The following is an 11,995-nucleotide window of genomic DNA, read 5'->3' as shown; positions in this document are numbered from 1 at the left end:
CGGGCCACAGGCCGGGCCGCTTCCCTTCCGCCCCCGCCGTGCCGCCATCAGGCGCCGCAGGCCGCGGAAACGGGCCGGATGCCCTGTGGCTGCGTCTCCGGCCGCAGGTAGAAGCGGTCCAGCTCGGCGCAAAGCCGCTCCTGGAGCGCGGCGGGCACCTGGTCGCGCCCCCGGTCCCCGGCGCCATCCAGGAAATCCCGCAGCAGCGCGTCGATCCCCGCGGCCTGCCCGGACGGCAGGCCGAGCTGGCGAAGGTCCTCGCCGATGCTCCCGTCCTCCGTCCGCAGATGCCGGTTCGTCGCCGCGGCCGGGCATGGCGTCCGGACCAGCACGATGCGGGAGGCGGAGGGGCGCGGCTCGTATCCGACCAGGGCGGCCCCGGCGATGATGCCGCAAAGCGCGCTGGCGGGCGGGCCGGGAATGTAGAGGCTGGCGTAGAGCGGCGGGATGTCGCCCTGGGCGCGCAGCAGGACATGCGCCGTGCGCCCGCGCAGCAGGACCTCGCCCATGAAGTGGAAGGTGCCGCCGAACAGGGCCTCGGTATAGTCCGCCAGCAGGTGCTGCCCCCGCTGGGATGGCAGGAACTGCAGCGCCCCCCGGATCAGGTTGTCGGGATGGTAGGGCGACCAGGCCCGGGAATAGCAGGCATAATGGCCGCAGAGATGGCCGCCGCTCACGTCCGGCGGCCTTTGCGCCTCCGCCGGCTGGTGCGGCGGCAGTTCGGCGCGTCGCAGCAGGTCCGCCGCATCGGCCTCGAACAGGGTGCAGACCTCGCCCAGGAAGGCGTCCAGGGTACAGGAAGCGATCCAGGCACCGGCGCGGCGTGTTCCCAGCACCTTCGCCCAGTCGTCATAGAGCTGGACCGAGCGCGGCAAGGCGCGCCCCTGGAGCCATTTGTGCGAGCGCTCCAGGTCGAAATGCGTGGCGGGATTGGCCACCCGGAAGCGGGCGCAGAGTTCCTTGCGGCCGGAGCAGCCCAGGGCGGCAGCGGTGAGGCGCAGCTTCTCGGCGATGGCGGCCATGGGACCGGCCCTCCTCACGAGGGAGTTCCATCCGGGCGGAAAGCCGGCGGGGCCTCTCCCCGTGGCGGCCATCCGTGGAATCCCCCTGTCATAGCCTGGAAATTCCACGATCGCTGTACCCGACGGCACACCCCGCCGCGGCAGGATGATGGCCCTCGCCGATGCGGTGGAGCCCTCCCGGAACAGGCTCCGCCACCGGCCCATCACCGCTCCTCGCGAGCCTGGGAGACGCTGGACATGACCCTGCGAACCATGGTGGCCCCCCTGTCCTTCCGGGCGGCGCGCTGGCCCGGCCAGCGGCTCGCCCTGCCGCGGATCGACCTGCTGGCGCTCTACGGCGCCTGGATCGGCCGGATGGAGGATGCCCGGCGGCTCAGCGAGATGGAGCCCCGCCAGGCCCGCGACATCGGCTGCGCCGCCGGCACGGAACGCGCCCCGGAAACTTTCGCCGCCGATCCCCGCCCGCTCTGGGGACTGGGCCTGACCCCGATGCCGAAGGCATCACAGGAGATGCGCGGGAAAGGTTGATACGAAAGGCGGCTCACCCCGGCTGCCAGCCGGTGCTTCACGTCGGGCGTCGCGCTGTCCCGGGGGACAAGGCTCCGCCTTTTCCCCCGGCCCCCCTTATCCGCCAGGACCCTGCAGGCCCTGGACCCGATGAGTTGGCTCCGGCTGCCGGCCGGATCGCGCCGGAGAGCCTGGCTCTCCGGCGGACTGCCGGTGCCGCCAGCGCGGACACGGGGTCTTCTTCTTTTCGCGAGCCCCGCGTCTCCACCTGCTCCCCGGGGATCAGGCCGAAAACCAGCGGCAGCCACCGGAACCCACTCAAGCCCGGGGTCCGGGGACCGGCTTCGGTCCCCGGCGGAGAGGGGGTCCGGCGGGAGAGGCGGCGCCTCTCCCCCGGCGGCCAGCCACGAAGCGCGATGCCGGAACCGGCCCCGTCGCCGGGCCGCCACGCGGCACAACGACCCAGGGCGGTAGTCCCGGCTTCCGCCGGCGGCCGGCATCGTGCCGTGCGCGGGGCGGGTGGAGCGGCCGTCCGCTGCGGGGGCGTGGCGGTCAGGCTGTCCTGGACCGTTGCGGCGGGACGAGCACCTTGTCGCGGTAGTTGCAGAATTCGCGTGCCGCGCAGCGCCAGCATTCCGGCAGCCGGGCCTTGCAGACATAGCGCCCGTGCAGGATCAGCCAGTGATGCGCGTCGCGCAGCCATTCCTGGGGGCAGCGCTTCAGCAGCGCCTCCTCCACCTCCCGCACATCCTTGCCCGGGGCGAGGCCGGTGCGGTTGCCCAGGCGGAAGATATGCGTGTCCACCGCCATGGCGAGCTGGTGGAAAGCGACGCTCAGCACCACGGAGGCGGTCTTGCGGCCGACGCCGGGCAGGGCCTCCAGCGCCTCGCGGCTGTCGGGCACCTCCCCGCCATGCCGGTCCAGCAGCATCTGCGACAGGGCAACCACGTTGCGCGCCTTGCCTTGCCAGAGGCCGATGCTGCGGATGTGCCCGCCCACGCCCTCCACGCCCAGGGCCACCATGGCGGCGGGGTTGTCCGCCACCGCGAAGAGGCCGCCGCGCGCCGGGTCGGTCGCCCGGTTCACCGCCGCATCGGTGGTCTGGGCGGAAAGGACCACGGCCACCAGCAGGGTGAAGGGGTTGCCGTAATGCAGCTCGGTCTGCGCATCCGGATTGGCGTCGCGCAGCGCCTCCAGGAAGCGCAGGGCCTGGGCGGGCGGCATCCGCCGGGCCCGGCGTGGCTCCCCCGCCGTGCCGTGCAGGGCGGTGGCGGGGCGGCGGGCAGGCCGGGACCGGGCAGCGGGCGGCTTTTCGGAGGATTCGGCTGGCACGGCGATCTCGCTAGCCTATCTTTCCCCACCATGACAGTGGATGTGCCCATGGGGGAAGCGCCCATCGGGGAGGCCCGGCACCTGGAGGAGCCCGTGCTCTTCGAGGCCGTCAGCGTGCCGCCCCGCTCCTGGACGCCACGGGCCTTCCTGGTGCTGGCGCTGCTCCTGGGCTCGGCGGCGGCGGCGCTCTGCGTGGTGTTCTTCCTGCTCGGCGCCTGGCCCATCCTGGGCTTCATGGGCTTCGAGATCCCGCTGGTGCTGGCCCTCATGGCGCTGCACCACCGGCGTTCCGGCCGGGTGTCGGAGATTCTTTCCCTGACGGCGGACCGGCTGCGGGTCCGGCGCACCGACGCGCGGGGAAGGCGGGAGGAGTTCCTGCTCCAGCCCTACTGGACCCGTGTGGAGCTGCGCAGCCACCCGGGTTCGGCCGGCCAGCTCCGGCTCCTGTGCCGCGACCGGGGGATCGAGATCGGACGCTGCCTCTCGGGCGAGGACAAGCGGGATCTGGCGCGGGCCCTGGAGACGGCCCTGTGCCGCTACCGGGAGCCCCGCTTCGACAACCCCCAGCTTCGGGACTGAGATCCGCATGGCCTGACCGCAGGGACGGGCATGGCGTTCAGGCGATGCCGACAGCCCCCGGCCAGGGGGCCTGTCTCAGTCGACCGGGGCGAGGCTCTTGATCAGGTCGAAGACCCGCTTGCGCACGGCCGGTTCCGTGATGCGGTAATAGGCGCGCACCAGTTCCAGCGTCTCGCGCCGGTTCAGCGTGTCGTCCTCGAAGCCTTCCTGCCCCTCGGCGAAGCCGGCCAGCCGGGTGCGGCTGCCGCCACCCACGCCATCGGGCATGTCGTCGAAGAAGAAGCCGATCGGCACGTCCAGCACGCGCGCGATGTCGAACAGGCGGGATGCGCCGATCCGGTTCACGCCACGCTCGTATTTCTGGACCTGCTGGAAGGTGAGGCCCAGCGCCTCGCCCAGCTTCTCCTGGCTCATGCCCAGCAGGGTGCGTCGCAGGCGGACGCGTCCTCCCACATGGACATCGATGGGGCTGGGGCGATGCTCCCGCTCGCCACGCTCAGCCGGCTCGTCCCTCGACATCTGACCGTTCTCCAATTTTCCGTTCGGCCGGCTCTTGCCAGGCACATCATCCGTACGACGGCGCGTTTCCTGGGCGTCTCGGGCGAAGGCTATCGACTGCACCATGGAGCGGCTGCCCCCTCTGTTCTCTCTATAACCTGCGATTGCAGAAAGAATTTGTCAACTCTTTTGAGATTTCTCTTTTTTTAGATCATCTCTCCCAGCTTTTCCAGCACAATTTTTGGCTTCCGCCGCCGGAAACCCGCCAGAAAACAGATCAGAGCCAGAAGTCCGGGTCCCCACAATCCCGTTTTCGAGAACAATGTCGGGGGCAAACGGCCAGGGAGCGGAGTGGTTACAGCCCCCATCAGGCCCAGGCCCAGATGAGCCCTCTCGCGCCCCTGCGAATCGAATACGGCCGAGATGCCCGTCTGCGCCGCGCGGGCCAGGGGCAGCCCCTCCTCCACGGCCCGCAGCCGGGCCGCCGCCAGGTGCTGGTAGGGTCCGGCCGACTGGCCGAACCAGGCGTCGTTGGTGATGTTCAGTATCCAGTCGGGCCGGTCCCGCTGCAGCACCACGGCCCCCGGAAAGATCACCTCGTAGCAGATCAGGGGCGAGAAGCCGGGCAGGCCCCCAAGCCGCAGCGTCACCGGCCCCGTGCCGGCGGAGAAGTCCATCCCGCCCCGGATGACGCGCAGCGGCAGCAGGCCGGACAGCGGCATGTACTCGCCGAAGGGCACCAGATGGCTCTTGTCGTAGCCGCCCAGCAGCTCCCCTTCGGAATCCACTCCGACCAGGCTGTTGTACACCGCCCGGAGGCTGCGGTCGGGGCCGAACTCCGCCCGGTCCGTCCCGCCCAGCAGGATTCCGCCCGGCGGCAGGGTCTCCGCCACATAGCGCCGGGCATCCGGGTCCTGCGCCAGCAGGAAGGGGCTCGCGGTTTCCGGCCAGACCGCCACGATGCGGTTGCCGGGCGGCGCGGCCTCCACGGCGCGGGCCGTCCCCTGCTTCGTCAGGTCGAGATAGCGGCGGAAGATCGCCCAGCGCGAGGCCGGGTCCCATTTGAGCTGCTGCGCGATGTTGCCCTGCACCAGCACCAGCGTCACCGGCTGGTCCGGCGGCGCATCCTGTTGCAGGCGCCAGACGCCGAGCAGGCCGAAGCCCGCCAGCCCGGCCAGCGCCCCGGCCATGCCGCGCCGGCCGAGAAGCGGGGCGCAGGCCAGCAGCACCGTGACCAGCGAGAGCCCATAGGCGCCGATCCAGGCCGCGCCCTGCACCGGCAGGGCATCGAAGGCCCAGGCCGAGCCCAGCAGGTTCCACGGGAAACCGGTGAAGGCCCAGCCCTTCAGCATCTCCGCCCCGGTCCAGGCCCCGGCGAAAGCCAGGACGCGGCGCCAGCCGGGCGGCGAGGCCCAGGCCGCCAGGGCCGGCAGGATGGTGAAGGCCCCCATCGGCAGGGCCAGCGCCGGTACGGCCAGCGGCACCGCCCACCACAGGCGGTCCGCCTCCACCAGGATCGCCTCGGTGATCCAGTAGAGGCCCGCGACCTGGAAGCCCCATCCCCAGGCCCAGCCGACAGCCAGGGCGCGCCAGCGGCCGGGCGCGACGTCGAGCAGCAGGAGCAGGCCCGGCAGGGTCAGCCACAGCACGGGCACGAGATGCAGCGGCGCCAGGGCCAGGGCTGTCAGGGCGCCCAGCAGGGCGGAAGCCGCGAGCAGGCGCCAACCATGGAGCCTTGCGGCGAATCGGGACAGATTCGTGAACACGCCGGGCTGGTAGCCAGGGGTTGACCCCCCGGCAAGCCACAGTTGGTGACGATCGGGGGAGGCGGCTGGCTCCCCCTCCCCGGCCCGTCCCTTCCCCCTCGCTACTCCGCGGCCTGCCGCGTGTCCGCCGGGTTGTCCACCAGGGGACGGCGCACCCGCAGGCGGCGGATGCGGCGCGGGTCGGATTCCAGCACGCGGAACTCCAGCCCCGAACCGGGATGCGAAACCAGCTCGCCCTTCTTCGGCACCCGGCCGGCCAGGGTGAAGACCAGCCCGCCCACCGTGTCGATGTCCTGGTGATGCTCTTCCGGCGTCAGGATCGGGCCCATGCGGGCCTCGAAATCCTCCACCGGCATGCGGGCATCGACGTCGAGCGTGCCGTCGGGGCGCTCCACGATCTGCGGCAGCTCCTCCTCGTCATGCTCGTCGGAGATGTCGCCGACGATGGTCTCGACCAGATCCTCGATCGTCACGAGGCCGTCGATGCCGCCATACTCGTCCACCACCAAAGCGAGGTGGATGCGGGCCATGCGCATCTGCAGCAGCAGGTCCAGCACCGGGATCTGCGGCGCCACGAAGAGCGGCTTGCGCAGGATGGCCTTGAGGTCGAAGGCCGCCTCGTGCCCCACCGCCGCGAAGACATCCTTGATGTGGACCATGCCCACGATGTCGTCGAGGTTCTCGCGATAGACCGGCAGGCGGCTGTGTCCCTCGCGCTGGATCAGCTCGATGGCCTGCTGCAGCGTCAGCTTCTCGGGCATGGCGACGATGTCGGCGCGCGGCACCATGACGTCCAGCGCCGTCTTGCCGCGCAGCTTCAGGACATTGCCCAGCAGCAGGCGCTCGGCGGCGTCGAGCTCGGGCGGCTCGCCCGGATCGCCCTCCTCGCCACTGCCATCCACCAGCGCCTCGAAGCGCTCGCGGACGCTTTCCGCCTCCTTCCTGCGGGTCAGCGCCCCCAGCCACCAGAGCAGGCCGCGCTCGCCCCCGCGCTCACCCTGGCCGTTCTGGCCATTGCCGTTGCCGGCGGCCGGCGTGTGCTCGCTCATCTCAGGCCACCCCTCGCCAGGGATTGGGCAGGGCGAGGCGGCGCATGATCCGTGCCTCCGCCCGCTCCATCCGCCGGGCCTCGCCCGCATGGAGATGGTCGTAGCCCGCCAGGTGCAGCGCGCCATGCGCCACCAGATGGGCCAGATGCGCGTGCATCGGCCGCCCGGCCGCCCGGGCCTCCCGCCGCACGACGCCCAGCGCCACGGCGATGTCGCCCAGCAGGCCCGGCATCTCCGCCGGAAAGGACAGGACGTTGGTCGGCTTGTTCTTGCCGCGATGCAAGCTGTTGAGGCGCTTGATCTCGCGGTCGTCGGTCAGCAGCACCGTGACCATGCCGCCGACCGGGGCGCCGCCGCCGGCCTCGGCCAGCGCCGCCACGGCGGCCTCCTGGGCCAGCCGCGCGACGCGCGGCACCGCCGCATGCCAGCGCGGGTCCTCCACGACGACATCGATGCATGGCTCCGCCATGACGACATCGACGCATGGCCCCTCCCCGGAGCCATGCCCGTCAGCCAGAAACGATTCCCGGGCGACGCCCGGGCTACTACTCGACGGGTCCATCCCTGTCCTTTCCGCGCCGGCTTGCCCTCATGGCTCCGGCCCTGTCGTCCTTGGCATCGAATCGTGCGTAAGCCGCAACGATCCGGCCCACCAGCGGATGGCGCACCACATCGCCCTCCGCGAAACGCGTGACGCCGATCCCCTCGACGCCCTCCAGCACACCCAGCGCCTGCACCAGCCCCGAGCTCTGGCCCGGCGGCAGGTCCACCTGGGTCGGGTCGCCCGTGATCACCATCCGCGTGCCCTCCCCCATGCGGGTGAGGAACATCTTCATCTGGGCCGGCGTGGTGTTCTGCGCCTCGTCCAGGATGGCGAAGGAATGCGCCAGCGTCCGCCCGCGCATGAAGGCCAGCGGCGCCACCTCGATCTCGCCCGTGGCGATCCGGCGCGTCACCTGCTCGGCCGGCATCATGTCATGCAGCGCGTCATAGAGCGGGCGGAGATAGGGGTCCACCTTCTCCTTCATGTCGCCGGGCAGGAAGCCCAGCCGCTCGCCCGCCTCGACCGCCGGGCGGCTCAGCACGATGCGGTCCACCCGCCCCGCCATCAGCAGGGCGACGCCCTGGGCGACGGCGAGATAGGTCTTGCCGGTGCCGGCCGGGCCGATGCCGAAGACCATCTCGTGCCGTGCCAGCATGTCCATGTAGCCCGCCTGGGCCGGGGAACGCGGCGCGATGGCGCCCTTGCGCGTGCGGATCGCCGGCAGGTCGGACAGCGGCAGGCGCGGGTCCTCGGCCTGTTCCGCGCCCTTGACCGCGAAGCGCAGCGCCGCCTCGACCTCCGACATCCCCACACCTTCCCCCCGCCGCAATCGGGCCCAGAGGCCACGCAGCGTGGTTTCGGCGGCCTCGGTCTCGACCCCGCCGCCGGTGACCGTCACCCGGTTGCCGCGGGCGGCAATGCGCACGCCCAGCTTCTGCTCGATCCGCGCGATATGGCGGTCGTGATGGCCGAGCAGCAGCGGCAGGAGGGTGTTGTCGTCGAAGGTCAGGGAAACCGACCGCGTCCCCGGCCCGGCATCGGCCAGGAGGGGACGGGCGAGGGCCTGGGGATCCGCCCGGAGGGCGATGGCGGGGCTGGTCAAGCGGTGGCGTGCTCCGATACCGGTTGAACGGGGTCCAGAAGGCCGGCCACCGGAGAGGTGGCGGCCAGAAGCGTGGCTGACAGTGAATTGGGGTGCGCGGCGTCCAGGCGCACCCTCGCCATCCCGCCTATCAGCCCTGCGGGGGCGGAAAAATGAACCGGCTGCAGCCAGGGGGAGCGGGCGGCGAGCTGGCCGGGGTGGCGCCCGGCGCCGGTGACCAGCACCTCGACCTCCCGCCCCACGCAGCCGGCGTTGAAATCCTGCTGCTGCTCCCGCAGCAGGGCCTGGAGCGCCTGCAGCCGGGCATCCTTCTCGGCCTCGGGCACCTGGCCATGCATGTTGGCCGCCGGGGTGCCGGGACGGGCCGAGTACTTGAAGGAATAGGCGAGCGCGAAGCCGGTCTCGCGCACCAGCGCCATGGTGTCGGCGAAATCCCTCTCGCTCTCCCCCGGATGGCCCACGATGAAGTCGGAGGACAGGGCGATGTCCGGCCGCGCCCGGCGCAGCCTCTCCACGATGCCGCGGAACAGGGCGGCGTCATGGCCCCGGTTCATGGCGCGCAGGATGCGGTCGGAGCCCGACTGCACCGGCAGATGCAGGAAAGGCATCAGCGCCGGCACCTCGCCATGGGCGGCGATCAGGTCGTCGTCCATGTCGCGCGGATGGCTGGTGGCATAGCGCAGGCGGACGAGGCCCGGGATCTCCGCCAGCGCGCGGAGCAGCCGGCCCAGCGTCCATGTCCGCCCGTCCGGCCCCTCGCCGTGATAGGCGTTCACGTTCTGGCCGAGCAGCGCGATCTCGCGCGAGCCCTGGGCCACGAGGCGCCGCGCCTCGGCCAGGATGGCGCCGGCGGGGCGGGAGAACTCGGCGCCGCGGGTATAGGGCACGACGCAGAAGGAGCAGAACTTGTCGCAGCCCTCCTGCACCGTCAGGAAGGCGACCGGCCCCTGCGGCGTGGCGGCCTCGGGCAAATGGTCGAACTTGTCCTCGGCCGGGAAGTCGGTCTCGATCACCTGCCCGGCGGCGCGGCTGGCGCGGGCCACCATCTCCGGCAGGCGGTGATAGGTCTGCGGCCCCAGCACGATGTCCACCCAGGGGGCGCGGGCGGTGATCTCGGCACCCTCGGCCTGGGCGACGCAGCCGGCGACGGCGATGATCGTCTCCTTGCCCCCGGCCGCGCGCTCGCGCTTGGTGTCGCGCAGCCGGCCGAGGTCGGAGAAGACCTTCTCCGAGGCACGCTCGCGGATATGGCAGGTGTTGAGGACGACCATGTCGGCCTCCTCCACCGCCTCGGTCGGGGCATAGCCGAGCGGCGCCAGGACATCCGCCATGCGGGCGCTGTCATAGACGTTCATCTGGCAGCCCCAGGTGCGGATCAGCAGCTTCTTGCGGGGAGCGGCGGGAGCCTGCCCTGCCTGCGTCGGGGCGGGTTCGGTTCCGGGCATCGCCATCGTTTCAGTCATGCGCACAAACCATCCTTCCGCCCGGCGGTGGAAAGGCCGGGTCGCGGCGGGGATGTGCGGCCCCTGGATGCAGGGGTCAAGCGACTCCGGAGGGGGGCTGGCGTGCCATGTGCCGCAGCGTCGCGGATGCTGCGGTGCGTGGTCAAGGGTGCCGGCACCCCGGCGCGGGCGGCACGACGCCCCTGTGGAAAGGCCCCGGGGCGCGGCCGGTCCAGGCGAAACGCCTGAATCCAGTGGGTTCCGGCGCCTCGTGCACCAGGATGCGGCGATGGGGATGGCGGGGCGGCGGGGGCAGTCTCCAAAATGTCACCCCCCCCCGAACCCGGAGCCCCGCCCGGGGCGGCCAGGGCAGGGCCTTGGCGCCCCGGTCCGGGAAGACCGCCGCCGCCGCCTCCAAAACCGGAACGGGCGGCCACCGCCCTCAGTGCCCCGCCGGCCCGTCCGGGGCGGACGGGCCAGCGGGGTGCGGTTCGGACAGCCGGTTCTGCCGCAGGGCGGCCGCGCCCTCCGCCACCCTCCGTTCGGCCATGGCGGAAAGCTGCTTGCGGTTCGGAACATCGGAGGGATGGACGGGCGGGTGCAGCAGCACCGTGGCCCGGGCCCCCGGCAGGCGCGCCAGCATCCAGGCATGGCCGGCGATGCCCATGTCGCCGTACCAGGCGAAGACAGGGCGGTCGATGCGCGCCAGCGGCATGTAGCCCAGTCGGTCATAGACCACCGAGACCGGCTGCACCCATTCGGCCGCATCGGCGATGCCGAGGAAGGAGGAGCGGAAGGGCAGCACCCGGTTGCCGTCGTTGCTGGTGCCTTCCGGGAAAAGGAGCAGGTTCTCGCCCTGGGCCAGATGCTCCCGCATTGCCGCCGCCTCCTCCCCCGTCCGGGCGCGGGTGCGGCTGACGAAGATCGTGCGCCCCAGCTTCGCCACCGTGCCGATCACCGGCCAGCCCCCGACCTCGGCCTTGGCGACGAAGCAGGCCTTCAGCGTGCCGCCGAGCACCATGATGTCGAGCCAGGAGCTGTGGTTGGACAGGTAGAGCGCGCGCGGCCCGGCCGGTGCCGCGCCGAGCACCCGCACCTCCAGCCCGAAGAGCCGGCAGGCATTGCGCCAGAAGAAGCGGGCGAAGCGGATCTTGCCCTGCCCCGGCAGGGCCAGCAGCACCGCCTGCACCGGCATGCAGCAGAGCATCCAGAGCAGCAGGCAGAGCAGGCGCCGCACCGCCCGCAGGCGCCCGCCCAGCGGCCGGGGACCCATGACGTCGGAAAAGGCCCGTCCCGGCAGGGCGGCATGGTACCGCGGCGGCTGCCCGCGCCGGCCCGGGTCGGCGACGGACGGAGAAACCGGGGCGTCGTCTCCGGACATCACCTCCCCGGACCTCGTTCCCCTCGGCATCGCACCAGATGGTGCCGGGGCATGAGAAAGACCGGGCTTTGCGCCCACGGCCGATCCGGCGGGTGACCGGCCGGCGACCGGAGCAGCGGGTGTGACGGCCTCCATGCCCCCTCGCCTAGCGCGTGCGGCGCCGTACCGCAATCGTGCCGCCCCGCCCCTTGTTCCGGGAAGGGAAGGCTGGCCTTCCGCGTTGCGCTTCGTGGCTGGCCGCCGGGGGAGAGGCTCCGCCTCTCGCCCCGGACCCCCTCTCCGCCGGGGACCGAAACCGGTCCCCGGACCCCGGGCTTTCGTGGGTTCCCGTGGTGACCGTTATCCTGGGGCCTGCTCCCTGGGAGCAGGTGGAGAGGCGGGGCTCCCGAAAAGAAGGACACCGTGTCCGCGCTGGTGGCACCGGCGGTCCGCCGGAGAGCATGGCTCTCCGGCGCGATCCGGCGTCAGCAAGAGCCAACTCACCGGGTCCAGGGCCCGCAGGGTCCTGGCGGATAAGGGGGTGCGGGGGAAAAGGCGGAGCCTTGTCCCCCGGGGACAGAGCAACGCCAAACATGGAGCGCAACCGGAAAGCCATCACCCTGCCGGACCGCGCCTCAGCCTGGCAGGGCGGCGATGGCCTGGATCTCGAAGCGCATGCCCGGCGCGACCAGCCCGGCCACCACGACGCTGGCCCGGTTGGGATAAGGCGGCTGGAAGAATTCGCGATAGACCTCGTCCACCGGGGCCATGTCGGCCGCGTCGAGCAGGTAGAC

Annotated in this window: 12 protein-coding genes; 2 read left to right on the top strand and 10 right to left on the bottom strand. The window is 71.9% G+C overall.

Annotated features, from left to right (window positions below; all coding sequences use genetic code 11):
- Positions 1 to 47 precede the first annotated feature (47 nt).
- Positions 48 to 1,022, bottom strand: coding sequence for a hypothetical protein (locus tag BT98_RS24800; RefSeq protein WP_019463408.1), 975 nt, complete (start codon positions 1,020 to 1,022; stop codon positions 48 to 50).
- Positions 1,023 to 1,259: 237 nt separating this feature from the next.
- Between BT98_RS24800 and BT98_RS0116685 the strand changes: the two genes are divergently transcribed.
- Entirely contained in the window at positions 1,260 to 1,550 is a 291-nt protein-coding gene (locus BT98_RS0116685) for a hypothetical protein (protein ID WP_019463407.1), read from the top strand.
- Positions 1,551 to 2,081: 531 nt separating this feature from the next.
- On the opposite strand, the gene nth is transcribed toward BT98_RS0116685, so the two are convergent.
- Complete coding sequence (nth, locus tag BT98_RS0116680; protein ID WP_019459311.1) at positions 2,082 to 2,753, bottom strand: endonuclease III; 672 nt, start codon at positions 2,751 to 2,753, stop codon at positions 2,082 to 2,084.
- Between the two features lie 156 nt (positions 2,754 to 2,909).
- Here nth and BT98_RS26240 point away from each other — a divergent pair, with 156 nt between their 5' ends.
- The gene (locus BT98_RS26240; protein WP_019459310.1) at positions 2,910 to 3,440 is read left to right on the top strand and encodes a DUF2244 domain-containing protein; all 531 of its coding nucleotides are present in this window, start codon (positions 2,910 to 2,912) and stop codon (positions 3,438 to 3,440) included.
- A 75-nt stretch (positions 3,441 to 3,515) separates the two neighbouring features.
- Here BT98_RS26240 and BT98_RS0116670 read toward each other — a convergent pair whose 3' ends face one another.
- The 8 genes from BT98_RS0116670 to BT98_RS24790 all read right to left on the bottom strand — a co-directional run bounded on the left by BT98_RS0116670 (position 3,516) and on the right by BT98_RS24790 (position 11,989).
- Positions 3,516 to 3,959 (bottom strand): helix-turn-helix domain-containing protein, encoded by a 444-nt coding sequence (locus BT98_RS0116670; protein ID WP_019459309.1) that lies wholly within the window; start codon positions 3,957 to 3,959, stop codon positions 3,516 to 3,518.
- Between the two features lie 185 nt (positions 3,960 to 4,144).
- Positions 4,145 to 5,704, bottom strand: a complete 1,560-nt coding sequence (gene lnt / locus BT98_RS0116665) for an apolipoprotein N-acyltransferase (RefSeq protein WP_019459308.1) — start codon at positions 5,702 to 5,704, stop codon at positions 4,145 to 4,147.
- Positions 5,705 to 5,805: 101 nt separating this feature from the next.
- Entirely contained in the window at positions 5,806 to 6,753 is a 948-nt protein-coding gene (locus BT98_RS0116660) for a hemolysin family protein (protein ID WP_019459307.1), read from the bottom strand.
- A 1-nt stretch (position 6,754) separates the two neighbouring features.
- On the bottom strand, positions 6,755 to 7,222 hold the full coding sequence (gene ybeY, locus BT98_RS0116655) for an rRNA maturation RNase YbeY (RefSeq protein ID WP_019459306.1): 468 nt from the start codon (positions 7,220 to 7,222) through the stop codon (positions 6,755 to 6,757).
- 76 nt (positions 7,223 to 7,298) lie between these two features.
- On the bottom strand, positions 7,299 to 8,342 hold the full coding sequence (locus tag BT98_RS0116650; protein ID WP_037251295.1) for a PhoH family protein: 1,044 nt from the start codon (positions 8,340 to 8,342) through the stop codon (positions 7,299 to 7,301).
- A gap of 53 nt (positions 8,343 to 8,395) precedes the next feature.
- Complete coding sequence (gene miaB / locus BT98_RS0116645) at positions 8,396 to 9,850, bottom strand: tRNA (N6-isopentenyl adenosine(37)-C2)-methylthiotransferase MiaB (protein ID WP_019459304.1); 1,455 nt, start codon at positions 9,848 to 9,850, stop codon at positions 8,396 to 8,398.
- Positions 9,851 to 10,283: 433 nt separating this feature from the next.
- Positions 10,284 to 11,222 (bottom strand): lysophospholipid acyltransferase family protein, encoded by a 939-nt coding sequence (locus BT98_RS0116640; RefSeq protein ID WP_019459303.1) that lies wholly within the window; start codon positions 11,220 to 11,222, stop codon positions 10,284 to 10,286.
- A 614-nt stretch (positions 11,223 to 11,836) separates the two neighbouring features.
- Positions 11,837 to 11,989, bottom strand: coding sequence for a RidA family protein (locus BT98_RS24790; RefSeq protein WP_280513758.1), 153 nt, complete (start codon positions 11,987 to 11,989; stop codon positions 11,837 to 11,839).
- Between the last annotated feature and the right edge of the window lie 6 nt (positions 11,990 to 11,995).

Origin of the sequence: Roseomonas mucosa ATCC BAA-692 (assembly GCF_000622225.1) — a bacterium.
Taxonomy (GTDB): Bacteria; Pseudomonadota; Alphaproteobacteria; order Acetobacterales; family Acetobacteraceae; genus Roseomonas; species Roseomonas mucosa.
The sequence above is the reverse complement of the archived record's forward strand: the minus strand, read 5'-3'. Positions and strand labels throughout refer to the sequence as shown.